We start from the raw sequence: 24,161 nt of genomic DNA, 5'->3' as shown, positions 1-24,161 counted from the left end.
CGATACGCAGCGCGATCAACGCGCCATGCGGTTGCTCATGTCGACCAGATCGTTGTAGCTGGCCAGCACGGCCTGGGGGGTGCCACCCGGTGCCAGCGACGAGCCGCTTTCCAGCAGCATCTGCTCGCTGCGGTTCAACGGCTGCCCGGACTTCAGCCGCTCGATCCGACGGCCGCCCTCGCTGGCCAGTTTGTCGGCCGCGCGCTCCATGTGGCCCCACATCGCATCGCCCTGGCCCACCTTGGCCTTCTGCGCCTCTTCCAGCGTGGCTTGGTAGCGCGACAGCTGCGCGGTCGCCGCAGCGACGTCCGGTGTTTCAGCATTGAGCAGCTTCACCAGCTGCTTGCCATCGCCGATGATCTTCAGGTGGTAGTACGAGGCGTTGCGGCCCTCTCCCTTCTCGATGGCTTCAATCTGCGCCAGGCGGCGCGTGTCTTCGTTCTGCTCCAGCGCTGCGTCCATCGCATCGCTGGCTTCGAAGAAGGCCGCGTACGCCTGCATCAAGGGCGCATGGCGCTGCTTCAGCCCTTCGCCGCCGTCGCGCTTGTAGTCCTCACGGGTGTAATAGCGCCCCGCGTCCTCGATGCGCTCGTTGAGCGTGGCGAAGCGTTCCTGGTAGGTCTTCGCCACCGGATCCAGGAGGGGGTTGGCCGGTGTCTGCGCCAGTGCGGCGGTCATCGGCGCGCCGCACATCTCGACACGGTGCGACAGCACGGTGCCCGGCGCACGGATGGTGCTTTCCTTGCCGGTCGGCCCCGTTTCCGGATTGGCGATCCAGCTGACGTAGGTCTCGTAGCTTTCCTGGATGGGCTGTTGCACGCCATTGAAACAGGCGATGTAGGCGTTGATCTTCTCGGCGCCGTCGACCGCAGCGGCATCGGTGCCGTGCTTCTGGCAACCGGCAAACAGCGTGGCGAAGGCGATGGCTGCAGCAAGCGGCAGCAGGCGGGTCGAAGCAGTCATGGAGTATTCCCTACGGTATGAAAAATGAACGACAGGCGCCGACTTACTGGCGATTGCTCTGGAAGACAAGGTCGTTATAGGTGCGCAGCAACCGACCGGGAGACCCTTCCGGCGCCAGCGTGGGACTGTCCAGCCATCCCTTCTCCATCTGCGTGTAGGCGGTCTTTTCGCTCACGCGCTTGACCCGCGCCTTGCCTTCGCGACGGAATTTCTCTGCGGCGGTTTCGAAGCTGTTCCAGTCCAGCTTGCCCGGCTCGGCGTCAGCCACCTTGGCGTGCGCTTCGTCAGACAGTTGGTTGAATCCTTCCAGCAGCGCCGTGGCGCGCGCGACATCGAAGGCGTCCTCCTGCAGCAGCCCCACGATCACCTTGGCGTCTAGCATCATCGCCAGACGGTAATACTCGCGGGTACGCCCCTCCGCCTGCTCGAGTACCTTCAACTGCGCACGCTGCGCCGCGTCGTTCTGTGCATCCAGCTCCGCACTGAAGGCTTCACTGGCCTCGACGAACGACGACAGCGCGCGCATCAGCGGGTCATGCAGCTGCTTGCCTTTGGCGAACTGGTCGTCTTCGTGGTCCTGCCGCTCGTAGTAATCGTGCACCTGGTGGCTGAGCGGCTGCAGGGTCATCAGCGCGTCGCGATAGCGTCCGGCGGCCGCGTCAAGCGCGGGCAACGCCGGTGTCGCGGCGATCGCACCCGACAGCGGGGCATCGCAGAGCTTCATGTCATGGTCGCTGATGTCATACGGCGCATAGACGGTGGCCTCCTTGCCGGATGGTCCCTTCGTCGGGTCATCCATCCAGCCCGTGTAATGCCCTGCGCCGGTGTGCACCCGCGCATCCACCTGGTTGAAACACGCGATGTAGGCATTGAGCTTGGCGGTCAGCGCCTGGTCTGCATCGGCTTGCGGCGCGGCGACATCGGCCGTGGACGCGGCAGGTGCGGTACCGGCATCACCGCTGCAGGCAGCCAGCAGCGTCGATACGGCAGCAGCCAGCACGGCAATGCGAAGGGTCGGGAGCATCGGAAACATCCTTGTTGAAAACGATTTCAGCCGCGCACCATAGCAAAAATCGTTGTCGACGCCCCGTGTAGTCAGTCGAGGAACAGATCCGGCAGCAACGGCTGCGCGGGATCCACCGCATAGCCGGAAAGATCAGTGATGCCGGCATCGGCCAGCACGTCGTCGTCCAGCAGGAAGTGGCCATGGAACCCCGCGGCCTCACGTACCAGCACCGCATGTGCGGCATCGGCCACAATCTGCGGCGTGCGGCAGCCGGCCACGTCCACGCCGGGAATCATGTTGATCGCATCGGTGGCGATCACGCTGCGCGGCCACAACGCATTGACCGCCACGCCCCGCGGACCGAACTCCGCAGCCAACCCCAAGGTGACGAAGCTCATGCCCATTTTGGCGAGGGTGTAGCCGGTGTGCGGCGACCACCACTTCGGGTCCAGGTTCGGCGGCGGCGCCAGGCTGAGGATATGCGGGTTGGGCGCTTCCAGCAGATGGGGCAGGCACGCCTGCGCGCACAGGAAGCTGCCGCGCGCATTGACCTGCTGCATCAGGTCGAAACGCTTCATCGGCGTCTCCAGGGTGCCGCGCAGCCAGATCGCGCTGGCATTGTTGACCAGGATGTCGATGCCGCCGAAGGTATCCACGGTGGCCGCCACGGCCGCGCGCACCTGGTCCTCCTCGCGGATATCGCACTTCAGGGCAAGCGCCTGGCCGCCAGCGGCGGTGACTGCCTCGGCGGCACTGTGGATGGTGCCGGGCAGCTTCGGGTTGGCCACCGATGACTTCGCCGCGATTGCCACGTTGGCACCGTCACGCGCGGCACGCAGCGCGATGGCCAGACCGATGCCGCGCGAGGCACCGGTGATGAAAAGGGTCTTGCCCTGCAGCGTGGCCATCGTCTTTTACCCGCGAACCGGCCGTAGCCTGATGGGACATTATGCCCCGCCTCGACGCGCGCTTAACCGCGGTCGCCGATACTCCCGCTGTCCCGTGCAAAGGCAGCGCGCCATGCAGATTCGGTATCAATGGCTTCTCCTGCCTGCCTGCGTACTGCTGCTGGCGGCGTGTCAGGACCGCACGCCCCCGTCGCCGCCGTCCGCGCCTCCCCCCGCTGCGGACGCCACGGCAGGCGGCGCCCAGCCGGCCGCAGCGACTCCATGGAGCAGCCACAGCGTCTGGAACGGCGATCTCAATGCCTGCCGGCAGGGCGACGCAGCCGCGACCCGCGACTGCCTGTTGCAGGCCATGCGCACCGCCGGTGCCAGTGCGGCGGCGATCAGCGCCGCCGAGCAGGTCTCCAGTGGCGGCGAGCTCGGCCATGTGTCGGCCTGGCACCCGCACGAGGGCATCGGCGTGGCGACGGTCGAGTATCCATTCCGCGCCAACACCAACCAGAGCACGCGCCTGGTCGATGCAGCCGGCAAGCGGATCGATGTCGATGCCGATCCCACAACGGGCGAGCTCGCGGCGGTCCCCGCAGTGCGCTCGCTGCTGGCGTCGCATCCGGCTGCAACCCTGTTCGCTCCGGCACAGTCCGTGGGCAGTGCACCGCTCGACGGCGGCGGCATTCGCCTGATCTACCAGACGCCGCTACGCGACTGTCATGCGTGTGCGGATGTGGCGATGCTCAAGGTGGGGTATGACTTCGACGCGCAGCGGCGCTTCGTGGGCAAGGCGCTGGTGGAATGAGCGGTTGGGCGTGACCGCCAACAGACCTGATCTGCGCGGGTGCGCGCTCAGGGCTTTGGCCCCTGCCCTTCGTTGTCTTCCCAGTGCAGGATGCGCCGTGTAACGAAGCGATAGACCGGTTTGCCCGTGGCGAACCAGACCTCGCGTACCCACGACGTCCGCTTGAGCAGGCGTTTTTCTACCGGCGTCAGCGCCTCACGGCAGTACATCCGTTTGTGTTTCAGCAGATGACGCAGGTCTTCCCGCGCCAGCAGACGCATCCAGCGGGAGCGCGGCGCGCCGATCACCGCCAGCTGGAAGTCGATCAGCGCCGGACGGCCGTCTTCCGTCACCAGCCAGTTCGCTTCCTTGGCCAGGTCGTTGTGCGCGACACCACGGCGGTGCAGCGTCTGCAGCAGCCGGCGCGCGGCGCGGAACCAGGCCAGATCGCCGCGTGGTGGCCGCTGGTACATCGCATCGCCGGCCATGAAGCTGCGATCCAGCCACCGCCCATCCCACGCCAGCAGCCGTGGCACGTCGTGCATGCCCTCGATGTGCTGCAGCGCGCGGGCTTCGCGTCGCGCCAGCCACCAGGCGGGCACCCGCAGCCACCAGGGGGTGGCCCCCAGGTCACGCCGCACGAAGCGACGCCCGCCCTCCTCTACCAGCAGGATGCGGCCGAAGCTGTCGGACTTGAGCGCATGCTGCGCAGAGTGGGGATGATCGGCCATGGCCCATTCTATTTGATAGATCGGTTCATCACTGGGGGGACCACGGGCAGGCACCCAGTCACCCACGGCCCTCTATAATCGGGCGGATGGACTCTTCATGGATCGACGCCACGCTTGCGTGGATTGCCGCCCATCCGGTACTTGCCGGCGCGGCCATCTTCCTCATCGCCTTCTGCGATGCGGTCATCATTCTCGGTGCGATCGTGCCCGCCCTGCCGCTGTTGTTTGCGGTGGGTGTGTTCATCGGCTTGGGCCAGATCTCCGGACCGTACGCCGTGGCCTGCGCGGCAGTGGGTGCACTGGCCGGCGACGGCATCAGTTACTGGATCGGGCGCCGCTGGGGTGACCGCCTGCGCGGCGTCTTCCCCTTCAGCCGCTATCCGCAGCTGCTTGATCGCGGCGAGACCATGTTCCGCCGCAATGCCTTCAAGAGCATCCTCGTCGCCCGCTACGTCGGTGCCATCCGTCCCTTCGTGCCGGCCATCGCCGGCATGATGAAGATGCCGGTGAACCGCTACCTGCAGGCCAGCGGCATCGCCAGCATCTCCTGGGCGGTGCTGTTCCTGCTGCCGGGCTGGGTCCTGGGCGGCGCCTACGATGCGGTCGCGGCGGTTGCCGGTCGACTGGTCGTGGTGGTGGGTCTGCTGGCAGTGATCCTGGGGCTGGTGTGGGCCATCGTGCTGTACGGCTACCGCTGGTCGGCCGCGCGCATGGACAGCTGGTTGGCGCGCCTGCTGGCCTGGTCGCAGCGCCATCCCACGCTCGGTCGGTACTCCGTGTCCGTGTTCGATCCACAACGCCGCGAATCCGTGCCGCTCGCCATGCTGGCGCTGATGCTGCTGATGCTGGGCTGGGGCTGGTTCGTGCTGCTGACGGTGGTGGTCGCCCATGGTGAGCCGCTGCGTATCGATCTGGCCGTGCACCAGGCCATGCTGGCGCTGCGCAATCCATTGGCCGACTACCCGATGGCCGCCTTGGCCTCGTTGGGCGCATGGCAGGTGCTGCTGCCGGCCACTGCCGCCGGCATGGGCTATCTGCTCTGGCGGCGGCGCTGGATGGCCGCCGCGCACTGGCTGGCCGCCCTGGCCTTCGGCCTGGCGCTGACCCTGCTGCTGGGCGCCACCGTGGATGTCGTACGCCCGCCGGATGCCAGCAGCGGCTTCGGCTTCCCGTCGGTGTCGGTCACCATGGCCACCATCACCTTCGGTTTCTTCGCGGTGTTGATTGCCCGTGAGCTGCCCGGCCGCACGCGGGTATGGCCGTACCTGGTGTCCGGTTTCGTGGTCAGCCTGATCGGCTTCGCGCGCATCTACCTGGGCGCCCACTGGCTGAGCGATGTCATCGGCGGAATGCTGTTCGGCATGTTCTGGCTGCTGGTGCTCGGCATCGCCTACCGTCGCCGCTTCAACCGCTCGTTCTGGGTCAAACCGGCCGCATGGCTGTTCTATGGTGTCTTCACCATCGCCGCCTGCTGGTACGCGCCACGCAACATCCCGGTCAAGCTGCAGCGGTTCGAACCGCATCAGGCGGCACCGGTCGCCTTGCCGTACACGCAGTGGTGGCAGCACGACTGGAAGGCGCTGCCGTCGCGCCGCAACGAGTTCGATGATGACCAGCGCTGGCCGCTGGACGTGCAGGTAGCCGGCCCGCTGGCGCCGCTGCAGGCCCGCCTGGAAGCGCAGGGCTGGAAGGTGCAGGCCCAGGCTGGCTGGGAAGAAGCGCTGCTGATGCTGGACCAGGACACCGGTCCGGACCAGCTGCCGGTGCTGCCGGCCACGCTCGACACGCAGGTGGAGAGCCTGCTGATGGTGCGCGACGGCGAGCGTGCCGACGAACGCCACGTACTGCGCCTGTGGCCTGCCGCGAAGGTGTTGCAGCCGGGCAATGTGCCGTTGTGGCTGGGCAGCGCGCAGACCCTGCGTTTCACCCGTCACTTCGAATGGATCGGCATGTGGCATCCGCTGCGGGGCGTGGACCCCGCGCTGGCGGCGGTCAAGACGTCAGTCGACGGCATGCCGATGCAGGAAGACGTGCATCCGGAGAGCGGCCTGCCCGTGCTGCGCCTGCGCAGCGAATGAGCTGACAGCGTCCGCAGGGCAGACGCCGGGCATGGCTCGGCGTTACCGGGTCTTCGCTGATTGCATCAGCTGGGGGCCGTGCCCGGCGCGGCGCACCGGATGGATCAAGGCAACCAGCCGAGCATCCGGTCCAGTCGCTCGTGCACGTCGTCCAGCTGCAGCAGCTGCAATCGCTGGGGTTCTTCCAGCGGCAACAGCTGCGCCAGCCGCCAGCCGACCCACGCGGCCTGGTCCAGCTGCGCCGGCGAGGTCGGCGCGTAGTCGCTGCCGGCCTGCTCGATGATGTGCTGCAGCAGCGTGGACAACAGCGCGTGCTCCGGCCTCAGTTCGTCATCGTCATCTGCAGGGCACCAGCGGACCTCACCGACCACCAGACCGTTGTCACGCACGCGTGTCTGCTCCACATGGAAACGCCGGGCGCCGCGCAGTCGCAGCTGCAGTACGCCGTCGCGGCCCATGTCGAAATCCTCGACGCGCGCTTCCACGCCGAACGCGGCAGGCAGCGCCGCTGCACCCACTTCCTCGCCCTGCAGGATGAGGCACGAACCAAAACTGCTGCCTTCGCGGCTGCAGTCACGCAGCATGTCGAGGTAGCGTCGCTCGAACACCCGCAGGCCGATGCTCGCGCCCGGCAGCAACACCGCGTGCAGCGGGAACAGCGGTAGTGCAACGCGCCCGCTCATCGTGCCTGCAACTGCGCAAGGAAACGACGCGGCGCGGCGTCAAAGCCGCCGTTGGACATGAACACCACATGGTCGCCGGGCCGGGACGCCGCCTGCAGACGTGCGAGCAGGGCATCGATGTCAACCACGGCATGCGCCGTGCCGCGCACCGCTTTCACCACGCTTGCCGCATCCCAGGCCAGCTCCGGCCGGTGCAGGAACACCACTTCATCTGCCAGCGCCAGCGACGGTGCCAGTGCATCCGCGTGCGCCCCCAGTCGCATCGAATTGCTGCGCGGCTCCATCGCCACGACGATCCGTGCATCGCCTACCTTGGCGCGCAGACCCTCAAGCGTGGTCGCGATCGCCGTCGGATGATGGGCGAAGTCGTCGTACACGGTGATGCCGCTGGCCTGTCCGATGACCTCCAACCGGCGCTTCACACTGCGGAAGCCCGACAGCGCCGGCAGCACCGTCGCCAGCTCAACGCCGACGGCATGGGCGGCAGCCAGGGCAGCCAATCCATTCAACACGTTGTGCCGCCCCAGCAGCGGCCAGTGCACCTCGCCGACGAGGTCGCCATGATGATGCACGGTGAATGCACTGCCATCGGCGCGGATCAGCTCGGCGTGCCACTCCAGTGCCGGATCGAAGCCAAAGCGCTCCACCGGGGTCCAGCAGCCCATCGCGAGTACTTCCGCCAGGTGGGCGTCTTCACCGTTGACGATCAGGCGGCCACGCGCCGGCACCGTGCGCACCAGATGGTGGAACTGCCGCTGGATCGCGGCCACGTCCGGGAAGATGTCGGCATGGTCGTACTCGAGGTTGTTGAGTACGGCGACCAGCGGGCGGTAGTGCACGAACTTGCTGCGTTTGTCGAAGAACGCCGTGTCGTACTCGTCAGCTTCGACAACGAACTCGCGGCCCTGACCAACGCGGGCCGATACCCCGAAGTCTTCAGCGACACCGCCGATCAGGAAACCCGGCGAACGGCCCGCCGATTCCAGCAGCCAGGTCAGGATGGTGGTGGTGGTGGTCTTGCCGTGCGTACCGGCGACCGCCAGCGTATCGCGGCCGGGCAGCACCTGTTCGCTGAGCCACTGCGCGCCGGAGATATAGCGCTGTCCCGCATCGAGTACCGCCTCGACAGCCGGGTTGCCGCGCGAAAGCGCATTGCCCACCACCACCTCATCGGTGCGCGGCGGCACGCTGTCGGCGCGATAACCTTGGTCCAGCTGGATGCCCAGCGTTTCCAGCTGCGTGGACATGGGCGGATAGATCGCCTGGTCGCTACCACTCACTGCGTGGCCGAGTTCCCGCGCCAGCGCTGCCACGCCGCCCATGAAGGTACCGGCAATTCCGAGGATATGTAGGTTGCTCATGCATGACATTGTCACCGATCATCTGGCGCAGCGTGCAGGGGGTCAGGCGGTCATAGGTAAGAAAAATCTGACCTTTCGGTGAGGAAAAGCCAAGCACATGTCAGGGAATTCCCGATAGCGGCAAAGTATGAACACGGACACAATTCATCTCGCCAGCCGCAGTTCCCAACCGGTCCTACTCCCCAAGTGACCATCCCCATGGGAGCTCACGCTGCGGGGCCCTGAGCAAGCCCACCTGCTGGCACCTCAAACGACACAGGCCTGGTCCGAACGGACCAGGCCTGTGTTTTTTGGATCGGGCGCGGCATGAACGACGGAAACGCTGAAGGTCGATCTGCTGACGGGCGATCCGCTGGCGGTCGCTCCGCGGACGGGCTATCTGCCATCGGTCGATCTGCTGGTGGTCGCTCCGCGGGCGGTCGATCTGCCATCGATCGATCTGCTGGTGGTCGCTCCGCGGGCGGTCGATCTGCCATCGATCGATCCGCCGGTAGAGCCGACTTTAGTCGGCTGCTCCACCGCACGGCAGCCGACTGAAGTCGGCTCTACCGTCGGCTCTGCCGTTGGCCCTGCCCTCGTGCGTCAGGCCTTTGGCAGCGCAGCGTGGATGCGTGCTTCCACTTCATCCAGTTCGCCGATGCCGTTCAGCCGCGACAGCGTGCCGCGTGCCGCATAGAAATCCACCACCGGCGCGGTCTGCTCGGTGTAGACCTGCAGGCGCTGGCGTACCGAATCCGGATTGTCATCGGCGCGGCCCTGCTCCTTGGCACGCCCGGCGAGGCGCTCGATCAGCTGATCAGCGTCCACGTCCAGTTGCACCACCGCGTCCAGCGGCTGCTTGATGTCGGCCAGCACCCCGTCAAGGGCCTGCGCCTGCGCCACGTTGCGCGGATAGCCATCCAGGATGAAGCCCTTGGCCACGTCGTCCTGCGCCAGTCGCGAACGCAGCATGCCCAGCAGGATGTCGTCGGACACCAGGTTGCCTGCATCCATCACTGCCTTGGCCTGTTTGCCCAGATCGGTGCCGGCAGCGACTTCAGCGCGCAGCAGATCGCCGGTGGAGATGTGGGCGATGCCGAGCTTTTCCTTCAGGCGGGTGGCCTGCGTACCCTTGCCCGAACCGGGCGGCCCCAACAATACCAATCGCATCGAGCTGACTCCAACGTGTTGAAATTCATGAAAGTGCGAGGACCGGACGGGCCGGTATCGCTGCACTGCAATACCCGCACTTTACCGCATCCGGGTAATGTCCCTGCAATGTCCCTCCCCCGATATGGAGTTTCCATGCGCCAAGGCACTCTGCTGTACGCCCAGTCCGGCGGCGTTACTGCCGTCATCAATGCCACCGCATCGGCCGTCATCCAGGAAGCGCGCGCCCGCGGCATCAAGGTGCTCGCTGCCCGCAACGGCATCCTCGGCGCGCTGCGGGAGGACTTGATCGATACGTCGCGCGAGTCGATTGCCGCCATCCGCGCCCTCGCCCACACCCCCGGCGGCGCCTTCGGGTCGTGCCGCTACAAGTTGAAGTCACTGCAGGATGATGGCGACCGCTACGACCGCCTGCTGCAGGTCCTGCAGGCCCACGACGTGCGCTGGTTCCTCTACAACGGGGGCAACGACTCGGCCGATACCGCGCTGAAAGTGTCGGAGCTTGCCCGTTCGCGCGGCATCGAACTGACCTGCGTGGGCGTGCCCAAGACGATCGACAACGACCTGGCGGTCACCGATACCTGCCCGGGCTTCGGCTCGGCCGCCAAGTACACCGCGGTCTCGGTGCGCGAGGCCGCACTGGATGTGGCGGCGATGGCCGAGACGTCCACGCGTGTCTTCATCTACGAAGCGATGGGCCGCCACGCGGGCTGGCTTGCCGCCTCCGCCGGGCTGGCGGGCACGGGTGAAGACGACGCGCCGCACCTGATCCTGCTGCCCGAGCGCGCGTATGACGAGAAGGCGTTCCTGGCCAAGGTCGATGCCGTGGTCAAACGCGTCGGCTACTGCGTCGTGGTCGCATCCGAAGGCATCGCCACGGCAGACGGCACCTTCGTCGCCGATGCCGGCGGCGGCAAGGATTCGTTCGGCCACACACAGCTGGGCGGGGTCGCGGCGCACCTGGCCGCACGCGTCAAGGCCGGACTCGGTTACAAAGTGCACTGGACCCTGCCTGACTACCTGCAGCGCTCGGCCCGTCATCTCGCTTCGAAGACCGACTGGGACCAGGCCCAGGCCGTAGGCAAGGCGGCCGTGCGCTTGGCGCTTTCAGGCCAGAACGGGGTGATGCCGGTGATCGTGCGCACCAGCGACAAGCCGTACCGCTGGAAAATCGAAGCCGCGCCGCTGGCGAAGATCGCCAACCATGAAAAGAAAATGCCGGCCGGCTTCATCCGTCGTGATGGCTTCGGCATCACCGAAAAAGCACGCGCGTACCTGCAACCGCTGATCAAGGGCGAAGCGCCGCTTCCCTACGGCCCGGATGGACTGCCGAAGTACGTCACCCTGAAGAACCTCGCGGTGAAGAAGAAACTGGACGCGTTCGCCGGGTAAGCATGCGGGGGCGTCGCCGCCGAGCATGGCGCGGCGCTACCCGTGCATCAGTTGCAGGCCTTGCCTTCCATGCTCAGCTGCGCGGCGAACATCGTCACCGGCGGCACCTTCCCGCTTGCGGCCAGCTTCTTGGCGTCTTCCAGATAGATGCGCGACTGGCCCTGGCCGTCGCGCTCTGCAGTCGGCGTCACCGGCAGGCGCCACACGCGGACCACCGCCTGCTGCGAAGGACAGGCCGCCGCCGGCACACGGATCACGTCATTCAGCTTCCAGCCCTTGTCGCTGGTGGGCTGCGCCTTGGCGTAGTCGACGAACCGGGCACGTGGCTGGCACTGCTCACTGGTACGCACCGGGGCAAATCGATAGGGCTGCGCCGCGTCACCGGTGAAGGTGCCTTCCAGCCGTGCACAGGCTTCGGGGATCTGCCGCAGTGTATGCACCGCACCCACCGCCTGCGCCGCACCCACCGCACGCTGCAGCTCGGGCGTTTCAGCGGCCAGTACCTGCAGTGACGGCAACAACAGGGACATCATCAACAAAGGCAGGCGCATTGGCGTTCTCCACGGCAGGAATGGCCGAACAGTCGCAGCCTCCGGCTTAACCGCGCGCAAAGACGCTGGCGCCCCCGCACGGCGGCCCGCATACTGCGGCCACCAGGGAATGCTGAACACCGCCATACGTCGGACGACCGCCAAGGTCGGCACGGGTCGGTTCCAACGTTGCAGCCCGTCGTCCCCCTCGTGGTGAAGTTCACCACCGCTGGATGCCTATCATCCACCTCGGAGGGGTCATGCTCGAACGTCATGGACTGTCATTGGCGCTGGTCTGCGCCGTCATCGCCATTCTTTACGGCATCATTTCGGCGCGCTGGATCCTGCGCCAGCTCAGCGGCAACGCGCGCATGGCCGAGATCGCCGAAGCCATCCAGGAAGGCGCGCGCGCTTACCTCAATCGCCAATACCTGACCATCGGCATCGTCGGTGCCGTGCTGTTCGTCCTCGTCGGCTTCTTTCTGAGCTGGTACACGGCAATCGGCTTCGCCCTTGGCGCGGTGCTCTCCGGTGCAGCGGGCTACATCGGCATGAACGTGTCGGTCCGCGCCAATGTGCGTACCGCCGAAGCGGCGCGCCACGGGATCAGCGCCGCGATGGATGTCGCGTTCCGCGGCGGTGCCATCACCGGCATGCTGGTGGTCGGGCTGGGCCTGCTCGGCGTGGCCGGCTACTACGCACTGCTGCTGCGCCTGGGGCTGGATGTCGCCCAGGCCCTGCATGCACTGGTGGGCCTGGCGTTCGGCTCGTCGTTGATATCGATCTTCGCCCGCCTCGGCGGCGGCATCTTCACCAAGGGGGCCGATGTCGGTGCTGACCTGGTGGGCAAGGTGGAAGCGGGCATCCCCGAAGACGATCCGCGCAACCCGGCGGTGATCGCTGACAACGTCGGCGACAACGTCGGCGACTGCGCAGGCATGGCGGCCGACCTGTTCGAGACCTATGCCGTCACGGTGATCGCGACGATGCTGCTGGGCAGCCTGATGATCAGCGAAGCTGGGCGCAATGCCGTGCTGTACCCGCTCGTGCTAGGCGCGGTATCGATCCTCGCATCGATCATCGGCGCGATGTTCGTCAAGGTGAAGGACGGCGGCTCGATCATGGGCGCGTTGTACAAGGGCGTGATCGTGTCTGCGGTGCTGGCGGCCATCGCGTTCTACCCGGTCACGACCGCGTTGATGGGTGACAACGTGCATGGACCCTACGCGCTGTACGGGTGCGCGCTGATCGGCCTGGTGCTGACAGGTCTGATCGTCTGGATCACCGAGTACTACACCGGCACCCAGTACAAGCCGGTGCAGCATGTTGCGCAGGCATCGACCACCGGGCACGGCACCAACATCATCGCCGGCCTGGGGATTTCGATGAAGTCGACCGCCTTGCCGGTGATCGCGGTATGCGCCGCGATCTGGGGCGCGCATGCGCTGGGCGGGCTGTACGGCATCGCCATCGCGGCCACAGCGATGCTGTCGATGGCGGGCATGATCGTGGCACTGGATGCCTACGGACCGATCACCGACAACGCGGGCGGCATTGCCGAGATGGCCGAACTCCCGCCCGAGATCCGCGCCATCACCGATCCGCTGGATGCCGTGGGCAACACCACCAAGGCGGTGACCAAGGGCTATGCGATCGGCTCTGCCGCACTGGCGGCGCTGGTGCTGTTCGCCGATTACACCCACAACCTGCAGGCGGCGAATCCCGGCCAGGAATTCCGTTTCGATCTGTCCGACCACACGGTGATCATCGGCCTGTTGATCGGCGGGCTGATTCCCTACCTGTTCGGCGCGATGGCGATGGAAGCCGTGGGACGCGCAGCCGGCGCCGTGGTGGAGGAAGTGCGTCGCCAGTTCCGCGAAATCCCCGGCATCATGCAGGGCACCGGCAAGCCCCAGTACGACCGTGCGGTGGACCTGCTGACCCGCTCGGCGATCCGCGAGATGATCCTGCCGTCGTTGCTGCCCGTGGTGGTGCCGGTGGTCGTCGGCCTGCTGCTGGGGCCGCGTGCGCTGGGCGGGCTGCTGATCGGCACCATCGTCACCGGCCTGTTCGTCGCCATTTCGATGACCACCGGGGGCGGTGCCTGGGACAACGCCAAGAAGTACATCGAAGACGGTCACTTCGGCGGCAAGGGCAGCGAGGCACACAAGGCAGCGGTGACCGGCGACACCGTCGGTGATCCCTACAAGGACACCGCGGGCCCGGCGATCAATCCGTTGATCAAGATCATCAACATCGTGGCGTTGCTGCTGGTTCCGCTGCTGTAACCCCGTCAGATGCCGGGCGACGGATGGCTGTCCGCCGCCCGGCACTGCGCACATCCGTCACATCACGGCGTCGCGGCCGCCCTGCATAATGCGGGTCGATACTGAAAATGGGACTCACGCCACGATGATCACCACCGAACCGAACATGACCAACCTGTTCCTGCAGCTTGGACTGGATGAAAGCGAAGAAGCCATTGCGGCGTTCATCGTCGGCAATCAGCTGCCCTCGGACGTGAAAGTCACCCAGGCATCGATCTGGAGCGAGAGCCAGCGTCAGTTTCTTTCCGAGTCGCTGAAGTCCGACGCGGCGTGGGCCATCGTCGTGGACGAATTGAACGAAGCGCTGCATTCCGATGCAGACAAGGCGTCATCCGGGCACTGAACGCCGCTGGCGATCACAGGCAATCCGTCAACGCGTCGTAGGCGCTGATATCGCGACCGGGCAGTCGCGTGTCCAGCGCATCGCGTCCGCTGAGCGTGCTGAGCAGCACCGGCAACGGCGTTCCCGGTGCAAGCGGCACACGGCAGATCCACGTTCTGGCCTCCACCACCGGCAGCGGATCGTTGCCGGTGACGGTGGCATGGCTGCCCGCGAAGCTCCACGCGCACTCCGCTACGATGCCGCCCCGGGCGGTGACTGCACAGCGCAGTTGCAGCGCGCGCAGGTTGCCGTAGTCGCCTTCGCAGAACGTGTCGCCACAGATGTCATCGAACCCGCGCACCAGGGCCTGCTCCATGCCCGCAAAGGCCGCGGCGCCCTGGCCAGGCAGAGGATAATCGCGCGCGTCCACATACGCCGGTGACGGCGACATCGCGGCGATGACCAGCATCAGCAGGGGCGTCATGTGCGGCTCCCCGGCGCCGCCAGACAGTCCTGCACGCCCTGCCGCAACGTGGCGGATGCCCCCGGCAGGCGTACCGACAGCGGGTCCTGCACCTCCAATGCCGCATGGAACGGCTCCACCGCAATGGACGTCGGCAGCGGCAGCAGGCACCGCCAGACGATGACGTCGGGCTTGATGCGGCCCGCCGCGCTTACCGTCAGATGGCTTCCTGCAATGACCCAGGCGCAGGCGGCCACCGTGGCCTGCGGCGTCTGCACCGAACAGCGCAGCTGCATCGGCCAGAGGAAACGGCGCGGTGCACAACCGCCATCGGCACAGGCGTCATGGAAAGCGCCGGCCAGGCGATCTTCCAGCGAATGGAAGCGGTCCCAGTTGGCCTCCTGGGTCGGGTAGTCGATGAGGTCGACGAACGCGACGCTGGAACCGGCCGCAGGCACGATCGGCGGCGAAGGGGCGATGGCGGCCAGCAACGCCACGCCGCCCATCCGCTGCAAGCCTTTGAACGAAAACATGAAATAGCCCCTCTGCAGTGACTGTCAGCATCCCGCCTGCAGAGCCGCAGCACGATCGGCACAGGGCCCTGCGCGCCGTGGGTGCCGCGCACCCGGCGCTGTCGGACGTTGCCACGACACCTGGCCCGGCAAAGGCATAAAATGGAGCTCTTTCGCCCCCGCAATCGGAGCACAGCAATGGGTCTGGAACTCGTATCCCCCGGCAAGAACCCGCCGGAAGAAATCAACGTCATCATCGAGATCCCAAAGGATTCCGAGCCGGTCAAGTACGAAGTGGACAAGGACACCGGCGCGATCTTCGTTGACCGCATCCTGTCCACCCCGATGCGCTACCCGTGCAACTACGGCTATGTGCCGAGCACCCTGTGTGGCGATGGCGATCCGGCCGACGTGCTGGTGGTGCTGCCGCTGCCGCTGATCCCCGGCTCGGTGGTCCGCTGCCGTCCGGTCGGCGTGCTGAAGATGAGCGATGAAGCCGGCAGCGACGAAAAGATCCTGGCCGTGCCGATCTCCAAGGTGTTCAGCGGCTACGCCCACGTGGAAGACATCGCCCAGGTGTCGAGCCACTGGCTGGAGCGCATCGGCCACTTCTTCGAGCATTACAAGGACCTGGAAAAGGGCAAGTGGGTCAAGCTGGACGGCTGGGCAGGCGCGGCAGAAGCCAAGGCCATCCTGGTCGAAGCCCACCAGCGTTACCTGGACGGAAAGGCCTGATCAAACGGCCTGCAGGCGCTCTGGCGGACCCCGCCAGAGCGATGCAGCGCACGTTTCGGCCTTGTGGCACATCCCCCGTCACGCAGGATCGGTTAAATTGCGACACTTCACATCGACCATGGCCGTTGCCATGGTCCGCCAGGGGAACGTGTCGTGCGCATTCTGTTTGTTGGGGACGAAGCCAGCCTGCCGGCTGAGCTGAGCGAATTCATTGCCGATCTTGGGGAAGACTGGCATACCACTACGGTGACCGATGGGCATGCGGCGATGGCCGCGGTGTCGGCTACCGCGCTGGATGCGGTGATTGTCAGCCCGTACCTGCCCGACATGGACGCGACCATGCTGCTGGGGCAGATCCGTACCCTGCGGCCGCAGACCATCCGTGTGGCACTGATCGATGCACAGCAGGGCACCCGTCCGCCGCCGGCGCGATTGATCGGTGTGGCCCATCGTTTCCTGCCGCTTCCGCTGGCCCCTGAGGTCCTGCTCGAAGCGCTCAGCAGCCTGGAAGAGCTGCGCGAACTGCTGGACAGCCCGCGCCTGCGCGATGCCATCGGCCGCATCGAGAAACTGCCCTCGCCGCCGCACCTGTACATGAGCCTGACCCGCGCGCTGGAGCATGACGACGACGCCGACACCGCCGAAGTCGCCAAGCTGGTCGCCGCCGACCCCGCCATCGCGGCCAAGGTCCTGCAGTTGTCCAATTCGGCGTTCTTCAGCAGCGGCCGTACGATTTCCGACCTGCGCTCCGCCGTGACCCGGTTGGGCCTGGCCACTCTGCGCGATCTGGTGCTGGCCAGCGAAGTGTTTTCCACGCCCACGCTGCCGGTGTCGGAGCGCAATGCGCTGCAGCAGCGCGCGCTGATGGCCTCCCGACTCACCGCGCGCCTGCTGCCGGCCTCCAGTGCCGAACTGGGTGCCACCGCTGCGCTGCTGGCCGACATCGGCCTGCTGCTGCCGGGTGTGCGCAATGAGCGCACCGAGCCCGCCGGCGACGAGGATGCGCGGCCCGGCCACGCCGAGGCCGGTGCCTACCTGCTGGGCCTGTGGGGCCTGCCGATGCCGATCGTGGAAGCCGTGGGTTTCCACCTGCAACCGCAGCGCTCCAGCACACGCAGCTTCTGGGTAACCGGCGCGGTGCATGTCGCACTGGCGCTGGTGAACGGTGAAGCGGTGGATGAAGACTATCTGCAGCGCGCCAACGTCCTGCATAAGCTGCCGGAGTGGCGCGAGCAGGCGAACGCCCTGATGGGGTTGAGCACGGCCGAGGCGTGATCGGCTGAAGCGGGCCAAGGGCGCGGCGCGGTGTAACCGCGTACGGCCCGCTGCGCTCGCCGACCATGGGTCGGCGCTACCGGTTCCGGGCGCTCCTGTAGCGCCGAGCCACGCTCGGCGGAAGGTATCCGCGGACGGCCCGCTGCGCTGGCCGACCATGGGTCGGCGCTACCGGTTCCGGGCGCTCCTGTAGCGCCGAGCCACTCTCGGCGGAAGGTATCCGCGGACAGCCCGCTGCGCTCGCCGACCATGGGTCGGCGCTACCGGTTCCGGGCGCTCCTGTAGCGCCGAGCCGCGCTCGGCGGAAGGTATCCCCAGACGGCCCGCTGCGCTCGCCGACCATGGGTCGGCGCCACCGTTTCCGGACGCTTCTGTAGCGCCGAGCCACGCTCGGCGGAAGGTATCCACAGACGGCCCGCTGCAAACGAACAAAAAAAGGGCGGGCCTTGCGGCCCGCCCTTCTCATTCATGCACCACTGCTTCGATGGATCAGAAGCGCTGGGTGTACTTCATGTACATGAAACGACCCACGTCGAAGCCGCCGTAGTAAGCGAAGCTGCTGTTCGGTGCGGTGTACTGCAGCGCACCGCGGTGGTCGAACACGTTGTTGGCGCCAACGGCGATCGTGGCATTCCACGGCGCGTTGTAGCTCACCTGCAGGTCGTGGAAGGTGTTCGAGCCGGTCTTGCGGATCGGCGCGGTCTCACCATTCTGGAAACGATCCGGGTTGGTGCAACCGATCGCGATGCAGTCTTCCTGGATGCCCGAGTAGTAACGCGCAGTCCAGTTGACGCCCAGGTCACCCTTGGTCCAGCTCAGGGTGGCGTTGGAACGCACGCGGAACAGGCCCGCTTCGCCCACGCGACCGATGGTGATGGTGTCACCGGCGCTGTTCTGGCCTTCTTCGTCATACGACGACAGGTAGCTGGTCTGCCAGTCGATGGCGAAGTTGCCGACCGCGAATTCCGGCAGACGGTACTTCACGCCCAGATCCCAGCCCTGCGTTTCCAGCTTGCCGAGATTGGCAGTGCCGTAGGTCAGTGCGGTGATGTTGCCGGCCGGACCGCGGACGACGCTGGCGCAACGTGCGGAATCACCCAGCACGTAGCAGTCACGCAGGATGCGGTCGACGCTGTCAGCGATGATCATGTCGCTGATTTCGTACTTGTACCAATCCAGCGACACGTCCAGGCCCTGCACCCAACGCGGGCTCCAGACCAGGCCGGCGGTCGTGCTCTTCGACGTTTCCGGGTTCAGTTCCGGGTTGGCGCCGGAGATGAACTGGTCGTTGGTGGCGCACGGCAGGGTCAGGCAGGGCTGGTTGCCCTGGCCGAGCTGCGCGTAGTTGGCCGGCACGCCAGCGGCGAGGCAGGCGGCGTTGCCTGCAACGCTGCCCGGAGCGCCGACGCCGCACGGATCGGTGTAGCTTTCGAAGCTGGAGCTCAGGCCACCGTACAGATCGCTGATGGTCGGGGCACGGAAGCCTTCGGCGTACGTACCACGGACCAGCAGTTCATCCAGCGGACGCCAGGTGATGCCGAACTTGCTGTTGACCGTGTCGCCGAAGTTGCTGTAGTCCGAGTAACGGCTGGCCAGGTTCAGGCTCAGTTCCTTGGCGAACGGCATGTCCGACAGGATCGGCACGTTCAGTTCGAGGTAGACCTCGTCCAGATCGTACTCACCGCGGGTCGGCTTCTGGCCCAGGCCGGTCGACTGACCCGACTGTGCGAACGCGTCCGGCACGTAGCTGCCTTCTTCCTCGCGGTGCTCCACGCCCACGGCGAAGCCGAGGTCACCGGCCGGCAGGGTCACGATGGAGCCGGCCAGGTTGGCGGTGAAGCTGGTGGTCTTGGTCTCACCACGGGTGGTGAAGGTCGGGAACAGGTATTCCTGCAGCGCCGGGTCAGACAGCGAACCCTGACCCGCCACGCCGAACGGCAGCAGCGGGTTCCACGGCACGCAGTCGGCGATCACCGGGCCGCCGGCAACACCACAGGTCGCCACGCCGGCGCCGTTGATGTACGACGGGCCCAGGGCCTGTGCGGTGGAGATCAGGCTGGCATCGCCACGGCTGGTGACGATGGTTTCGTTGCGGTTGTACAGCGCACCGACGTCCCAATCGAAGGTCTTGCCGGCGAAGTCGAAGAAGCCGCTGACGGTCGGCGCAAAGCGCGTGGTCTTCAGCTGGCTGTCGGTGGTGCGCGGCACTTCCCACAGGCGGCGACGGAACTCGACGTTCTGGCCGACCGGGTTGAACGCACTGTCAGCCGACAGTGGGGTGTCGAAGGCCTGCGACTGGTACGGATAACCGGCCAGCTGACCGAAGGTGTTGCGCTCGTTGTACAGGAAATCGGTGTTCAGGCTGATCGAATCGGTGAAGTCGTAGGTGCCGTTGATGTAGACGGACTTACGTTCGACACCGGTCAGTACGGTCATCTGCTCGTTGGAGTTGGCGAACTCGCTCGGCGTGATGACGTGGTAATCCGCCGGGTTCCTCGGATCGCCGCCCGCATTGAGGGTCTGCCACACCGAGGTGGTGGAGGTCGGCGAGCAGTCATAGACCAGCGGGTTGCAGAAGCTGCCGTTCTGGCTCAGTGCGCTCCAGGAAGCCGGGGTCGAGTTCGGACCACGGTTGCCGTCACGGCTGTACCAGCGGTTCTTCGCCCACACCGGATCGGCCTTGGAATACTCAGCCGCCAGGGTCACGCTGCCGCGCTCGCCGGTGGAGCCCAGGGTCATGGAGTACTGGCTGGTGTCGCCGTCGCCTTCGCCGTACTGGCCGAAGTACGCGGTGGCTTCGCCACCTTCAACATTCTTGCGGGTGATCACGTTGACCACGGCGGCAATCGCGTCCGAACCGTAGATGGCCGAAGCGCCATCCTTCAGGACTTCGATGCGCTCCACGGCGCCGATCGGAATCTGGCTCAGATCCTGCAGACCCGAGGTGCTGGCACCCAGGCGCTTGCCGTTCATCAGCACCAGGGTGCGCTCGGCGCCCAGGTTACGGATATCGACGTAGTAGCCGCCGACGTTCTCGCCCGAAGACAAGGTGTCCGAACGCGAGATCGCCGGCGAGCCGGCCGATGTCAGGTTGTTCAGCACTTCGGCGACCGAGGAGAAGCCCTGCTTTTCCAGGCTTTCGCGGCTCAGGGTCAGCACCGGCTGCTGCGTTTCGACGTTGGCTGCGCGGATGCGCGAGCCGGTAACCGAGATGCGGTCCAGGTCGGTGGTGCCTGCTGCGGCTTCCTGCGCCGAGGCAAAGCTCGGGCTCAGCGCCAGCGCAATGCCGGCAGGCAGCATGCCCAGCCGCACGGCGGGGTTACGAAAATTCATGTCTCTCTCCAAGGTACGTTAGTGGCGTGTTAAAGCGCCCCCAAACGTTACGATTGTGTTGCGGTCCTTGGTTTGCGTGAGGCAGCGAGAGACTTTGCCGACTGTGGCGACAGCTTGTCTGCGTTCACACGGAAGTGGGACGCTGACGTACCAAAACGGGCACGAAAGGCCCGCGCAAAGCTGCAACAGTTGTCAAAACCGCTGGCTGCAGCCACTTCGCCGATCATCATGTCGGTATCACGCAGCAGGTCAGCCGCGCGTTCCAGCCGCAGGCGTGCGGAAAGCGACTGCGGGCTTTCTTCGTACAGACTCTGGAAGGTCTTGGAGAGGTACCAGCTGGAGAAGTTGGTCAGCTCGGCCAGTTCACCGATCCGCACCACGCGGTGGCTGTTGCCTTCCAGGTACAGGCGCGCGCGCTGCATGCGGCCGAATACCTGGCGTTTGCGACTGCGCGAACGGCCAGGGCAGCGCTGTACGGTACCGGCCATCGTGCGCTGCAGTGAAGCCAGATGCAGCAGCATCGGGCGCAGGGCCTGCGCTGGCAGGCCGCTGTCCAGTGCGTCGCGCCACAAGCGCAAGGCGACCCGCAGCTCCGAGCGGTTCATCTGCCCACGTCCGGCATACAGCCCGCAATCGGCCAGTTCCATCAGCATGCGCAGGGCATCGGTATTGAGCGCAAGGCCGACGCACAGGCCATCGCGTCCGGCCTGGACCAACGGCCGCGATTCCTTCTCGAAGGCGATCCACTCGCCGCGCCGCAGGCGGAAACGCCCTTCCTTGGCCTCCACCCATGCACTGCCCCGCACCTGGATCCAGACCGTGAAGCAGCTGCCGGCCGTCTGCAGGCTGCCCAATCGGGCGACGCTCAGGCAGATCGGCGTGGCGTCGTCGAGCGACTTGTCGAGGGAGAGGGACTGGCCGCGATCGGCGAGGGCGAGCTGACGCATAGGGGCACCACGGGTTTGCCAATACAGGGCATCCGTTTTGCCAAATGAGCTGCCAGCGGTCAGGACGTTGCGACGACTTCGCCACGAAATCGACACGAGGGGCCGACGAAAAACTTACGAAAGAAACTAGTCTTTCAGAATCAATGGCTTGATGAACGCCGGGAACACCTCGCCAGTCGATTCGGGCAGCTGCATCACGCCGACATCCGCGCCGTCAGATATCGCCAGCGCCACGTACAGGTCACGTCCGTCATCGCTGGTACTGAATCCGGTGCCTGAACTCAGGCGGCGGGCATCCAGGCAGCGGGTAAGCGGCTCGGCGCCCGCGGTGAGGCGCTGCAGGCCGGTACTGCATCCCGCCCATGCGTCCACATAATCGATGCTGCCATTGCCGGCCACGCTCCACGTGCGGTAGCGCCAACGCGATGGCCTGTCGGCACTGATCTGCTGCACGCTGGCGGCCGTCAGAGCATCGTCCACCGACCACAAACCGCCCGCCCCGAAGCGGGTGAACAGCACACGTCGACGTGCCGCGTCGAACCGCGCCTGCGACACCCCATCCAGAGTGGCCAGCCGCTGCCACGGCGTACTGCGCCGGTCGTACAGGATGAGTCGCGTGCGCTGCTCGTCATCGCGCTCGATCACCAGTACCCGGCTAGGATCGGCCGTATACAACGCCTGCAGGGGGCGCGACGCGGGAACAGGCAGTTGGGTGACCTGCTCGTCCCGCGGGGTGATTTCGTACACATGCGGTTCGCCGTGGTCGTCACGCCCCAAGGCCAACAGGTGGCGGCTGTCCGGCGACCAGTCCGGTGGCTGGCGCGCCTCCGGCCGCAGGCCTTCGATCGGGCGCAGCGACTGTGGGTGCTCTTTGTCTGCCCACCACAACGCATAACTGCCGGAGCGATCGGAGGCGAACACCAGATGCCTGCCGTCCGGCGCCAGCATCGGCTGGCTGTCACGGCCATTGGAGGCGAAGATCCGCTCGGCCTTGCTCACATCCTGCAAAGGCACTTTGTAAAGGGCGAACTGGGCCTTGCGATGGACGAAAGCCAGCATGTTGCCGTTACGCGCCACGGCGGGCCACTGTGCATCGTCCAGGCCGACATCGCGCAGCAGGCGGCTTTCAGTATCCAGGCGGTACAAGCGGACTTCACTGTCCACGCGCCGTCCGAACACGATCTCCCGGCTGTCGCTGAGCCAGGCCCAGCCGCGGATCTCGGCGGAATCATCGGTCAACTGCTCCAGTGGTCCTCCGCCGGCCGGCATCCGCCACAAATCACCGACCTGCGGATTGCGCACGAACACCAGCCAACGACCATCCGGCGAAATCCGTGGCGCATAGTCGAAGTCATCGTCCCGGGCGGCGTACGCCAGCGGCTTCCACGCACCGGTGGCAAGGTCCAACAGGCGGATGCCGCGATGCGCGTAGGCGCCGATCATGCTGCCGAAGACCAGCGAACGGCCATCCGGTGCCCAGTCGAAGCTGAGCAACTCGGTGCCATCGCAGCGCGTGGCCTGGCGCAGGTTGCCACCGGTTGCGCTGGAAATCAGGACTTCGCAGCGGCCGTCGTCGAAGAAGCGGGCGAAGGCGATCTCGCGACCGTCCGGCGACCAGCTCGGGAACCGGTCCGTTGCCCCTGGCGGACGCTCGACCAGGTCACGCGCCGGGGCATTGCCCGAGGTCTGCACCTTGATCTGGCCGCCCTCCTCCTCATCGCTGGCCTCGTAGGCCACCTGCGATCCGTCCGGCGACAAGGTCGGATAGGTCTCAAACCCGGCCGTAGCGGTGATCAGTCGATAGGGCCGCTGCGGGCTGCCGATGACACGCGTCCCGTTCTCCACGGCCGCATCGACGGGTGACTGCTGCGAAGTGCGCTGCAGCAGCCACGCCATCACACACAGAGCCACCAGCATCGCTACCCCGATCGCCAGCAGCACCCACCGGCGCACGCGCCGCCAGGTACCACGCCGTGAAGCGGGGACCCGCGGCGGCAGATCGGCATTCGGGCGCGTTGCAGCGACGGGCTCGCCTACCGCGGCACCTTCCAAGCCGACGGCGCGTAATTCGGATGACGCGTCATCGATGATCGCGGCGGGTTCTTCGGCCTCGACCACGCTCACGGCGGCCAGCAGGCGATACCCGCTTTTGGCGATGGTCTCGATATAGGTGGTGGCGCCGTCCTCATCACCACTGAAGGCCTTGCGCAGCTGGGTCACCGCCTGCGTCAGCACATCGTTGGTCGGCAGCGTATCGGGCCACACTTCGGCAAACAGCTCATCGCGGGTGACCACGCGGCCACCGCTGGTCACCAGCACACGCAACACCCCTGCTGCCTTCGGCGTGAGCCTGCGCAGACGACGCACGCCCGGGACCTGCACTTCACGCGACGAGAAGGTCACGGTGCATTCGCCTATGCGCAGGATGTCCGCGTCACGCAGGGAGCTGTTGCTGATGTTCATGTATCTCGAACGTAGGGGCGCACGGGTCGCGGTACAGCCGTGCAGTCATTCCAGGACGTGGAAACCGAACGGCCAGACTCTGCACACACCATGGACGCAAACCGCAAAAAAACTGGAGCGCGCGAATACTAGCCTATGCAGGTTGACCGCACATGCAGCGTCAAACATCCGGCACTCTCTCGCCTACGTATTCAGATAATAAGTTTCATCA

General features: G+C 66.1%; 20 protein-coding genes. 7 read left to right on the top strand and 13 right to left on the bottom strand.

The window, feature by feature from the left end:
• Nucleotides 1-15: 15 nt before the first annotated feature.
• From ICJ04_RS04020 to ICJ04_RS04010, 3 genes are all read right to left on the bottom strand, one after another.
• Nucleotides 16-963: a YiiG family protein gene (locus ICJ04_RS04020; RefSeq protein WP_188326267.1), complete on the bottom strand. Its 948-nt coding sequence runs from the start codon at nucleotides 961-963 to the stop codon at nucleotides 16-18.
• A gap of 43 nt (nucleotides 964-1,006) precedes the next feature.
• Entirely contained in the window at nucleotides 1,007-1,987 is a 981-nt protein-coding gene (locus tag ICJ04_RS04015; protein WP_188326266.1) for a YiiG family protein, read from the bottom strand.
• Between the two features lie 71 nt (nucleotides 1,988-2,058).
• Nucleotides 2,059-2,877 (bottom strand): NAD(P)-dependent oxidoreductase, encoded by an 819-nt coding sequence (locus ICJ04_RS04010; RefSeq protein ID WP_188326265.1) that lies wholly within the window; start codon nucleotides 2,875-2,877, stop codon nucleotides 2,059-2,061.
• Nucleotides 2,878-2,989: 112 nt separating this feature from the next.
• Between ICJ04_RS04010 and ICJ04_RS04005 the strand changes: the two genes are divergently transcribed.
• Nucleotides 2,990-3,670: a hypothetical protein gene (locus ICJ04_RS04005; RefSeq protein WP_223202982.1), complete on the top strand. Its 681-nt coding sequence runs from the start codon at nucleotides 2,990-2,992 to the stop codon at nucleotides 3,668-3,670.
• Nucleotides 3,671-3,717: 47 nt separating this feature from the next.
• Here ICJ04_RS04005 and ICJ04_RS04000 read toward each other — a convergent pair whose 3' ends face one another.
• A complete protein-coding gene (locus tag ICJ04_RS04000; RefSeq protein WP_188326264.1) occupies nucleotides 3,718-4,380 on the bottom strand; it encodes a serine/threonine-protein kinase in 663 nt (220 codons plus the stop codon).
• Nucleotides 4,381-4,466: 86 nt separating this feature from the next.
• Between ICJ04_RS04000 and ICJ04_RS03995 the strand changes: the two genes are divergently transcribed.
• Nucleotides 4,467-6,458: a bifunctional DedA family/phosphatase PAP2 family protein gene (locus ICJ04_RS03995; RefSeq protein ID WP_188326263.1), complete on the top strand. Its 1,992-nt coding sequence runs from the start codon at nucleotides 4,467-4,469 to the stop codon at nucleotides 6,456-6,458.
• A 104-nt stretch (nucleotides 6,459-6,562) separates the two neighbouring features.
• Here ICJ04_RS03995 and ICJ04_RS03990 read toward each other — a convergent pair whose 3' ends face one another.
• The 3 genes from ICJ04_RS03990 to ICJ04_RS03980 all read right to left on the bottom strand — a co-directional run bounded on the left by ICJ04_RS03990 (nucleotide 6,563) and on the right by ICJ04_RS03980 (nucleotide 9,651).
• Nucleotides 6,563-7,141: an LON peptidase substrate-binding domain-containing protein gene (locus tag ICJ04_RS03990; protein WP_188326262.1), complete on the bottom strand. Its 579-nt coding sequence runs from the start codon at nucleotides 7,139-7,141 to the stop codon at nucleotides 6,563-6,565.
• Nucleotides 7,138-8,511 (bottom strand): UDP-N-acetylmuramate:L-alanyl-gamma-D-glutamyl-meso-diaminopimelate ligase, encoded by a 1,374-nt coding sequence (mpl, locus tag ICJ04_RS03985; protein WP_188326261.1) that lies wholly within the window; start codon nucleotides 8,509-8,511, stop codon nucleotides 7,138-7,140. The genes ICJ04_RS03990 and mpl overlap by 4 nt, the downstream gene beginning before the upstream one ends.
• A 573-nt stretch (nucleotides 8,512-9,084) precedes the next feature.
• Entirely contained in the window at nucleotides 9,085-9,651 is a 567-nt protein-coding gene (locus ICJ04_RS03980; protein WP_188326260.1) for an adenylate kinase, read from the bottom strand.
• Nucleotides 9,652-9,786: 135 nt separating this feature from the next.
• Between ICJ04_RS03980 and ICJ04_RS03975 the strand changes: the two genes are divergently transcribed.
• Nucleotides 9,787-11,043, top strand: coding sequence for a 6-phosphofructokinase (locus tag ICJ04_RS03975; protein ID WP_188326259.1), 1,257 nt, complete (start codon nucleotides 9,787-9,789; stop codon nucleotides 11,041-11,043).
• A 47-nt stretch (nucleotides 11,044-11,090) separates the two neighbouring features.
• Here ICJ04_RS03975 and ICJ04_RS03970 read toward each other — a convergent pair whose 3' ends face one another.
• Nucleotides 11,091-11,594 carry a hypothetical protein gene (locus tag ICJ04_RS03970; RefSeq protein WP_188326258.1) on the bottom strand — a complete coding sequence of 168 codons (504 nt, stop codon included), beginning with the start codon at nucleotides 11,592-11,594 and terminating at the stop codon, nucleotides 11,091-11,093.
• A 239-nt stretch (nucleotides 11,595-11,833) separates the two neighbouring features.
• Here ICJ04_RS03970 and ICJ04_RS03965 point away from each other — a divergent pair, with 239 nt between their 5' ends.
• Nucleotides 11,834-13,861, top strand: coding sequence for a sodium-translocating pyrophosphatase (locus ICJ04_RS03965; RefSeq protein ID WP_188326257.1), 2,028 nt, complete (start codon nucleotides 11,834-11,836; stop codon nucleotides 13,859-13,861).
• Nucleotides 13,862-13,985: 124 nt separating this feature from the next.
• The gene (locus tag ICJ04_RS03960) at nucleotides 13,986-14,243 is read left to right on the top strand and encodes a DUF2789 domain-containing protein (protein WP_188326256.1); all 258 of its coding nucleotides are present in this window, start codon (nucleotides 13,986-13,988) and stop codon (nucleotides 14,241-14,243) included.
• A gap of 13 nt (nucleotides 14,244-14,256) precedes the next feature.
• Here the strand turns inward: ICJ04_RS03960 and ICJ04_RS03955 are convergent, their stop codons facing one another.
• Both ICJ04_RS03955 and ICJ04_RS03950 read right to left on the bottom strand, forming a co-directional pair.
• Entirely contained in the window at nucleotides 14,257-14,706 is a 450-nt protein-coding gene (locus ICJ04_RS03955; protein WP_188326255.1) for a hypothetical protein, read from the bottom strand.
• Entirely contained in the window at nucleotides 14,703-15,218 is a 516-nt protein-coding gene (locus ICJ04_RS03950; protein WP_188326254.1) for a hypothetical protein, read from the bottom strand. Before ICJ04_RS03950 ends, ICJ04_RS03955 begins: the two co-directional genes overlap by 4 nt.
• A gap of 177 nt (nucleotides 15,219-15,395) precedes the next feature.
• On the opposite strand from ICJ04_RS03950, the gene ppa reads away from it, so the two are divergent.
• Nucleotides 15,396-15,932 carry an inorganic diphosphatase gene (gene ppa, locus ICJ04_RS03945; RefSeq protein WP_042614993.1) on the top strand — a complete coding sequence of 179 codons (537 nt, stop codon included), beginning with the start codon at nucleotides 15,396-15,398 and terminating at the stop codon, nucleotides 15,930-15,932.
• A gap of 153 nt (nucleotides 15,933-16,085) precedes the next feature.
• Nucleotides 16,086-17,207, top strand: coding sequence for an HDOD domain-containing protein (locus tag ICJ04_RS03940; protein ID WP_188326253.1), 1,122 nt, complete (start codon nucleotides 16,086-16,088; stop codon nucleotides 17,205-17,207).
• A 489-nt stretch (nucleotides 17,208-17,696) separates the two neighbouring features.
• Here the strand turns inward: ICJ04_RS03940 and ICJ04_RS03935 are convergent, their stop codons facing one another.
• From ICJ04_RS03935 to ICJ04_RS03925, 3 genes are all read right to left on the bottom strand, one after another.
• Complete coding sequence (locus ICJ04_RS03935; RefSeq protein ID WP_188326252.1) at nucleotides 17,697-20,540, bottom strand: TonB-dependent receptor; 2,844 nt, start codon at nucleotides 20,538-20,540, stop codon at nucleotides 17,697-17,699.
• A gap of 47 nt (nucleotides 20,541-20,587) precedes the next feature.
• A complete protein-coding gene (locus tag ICJ04_RS03930) occupies nucleotides 20,588-21,487 on the bottom strand; it encodes an AraC family transcriptional regulator (RefSeq protein ID WP_188326251.1) in 900 nt (299 codons plus the stop codon).
• Nucleotides 21,488-21,613: 126 nt separating this feature from the next.
• A complete protein-coding gene (locus ICJ04_RS03925; RefSeq protein WP_188326250.1) occupies nucleotides 21,614-23,950 on the bottom strand; it encodes a winged helix-turn-helix domain-containing protein in 2,337 nt (778 codons plus the stop codon).
• Nucleotides 23,951-24,161 lie beyond the last annotated feature (211 nt).

The sequence above is a fragment of the Stenotrophomonas sp. 169 genome (genome assembly GCF_014621775.1).
Classification (GTDB): domain Bacteria; phylum Pseudomonadota; class Gammaproteobacteria; order Xanthomonadales; family Xanthomonadaceae; genus Stenotrophomonas.
Note: the sequence above shows the minus strand (reverse complement) of the source record. Positions and strands in the feature narration are given on the sequence as shown.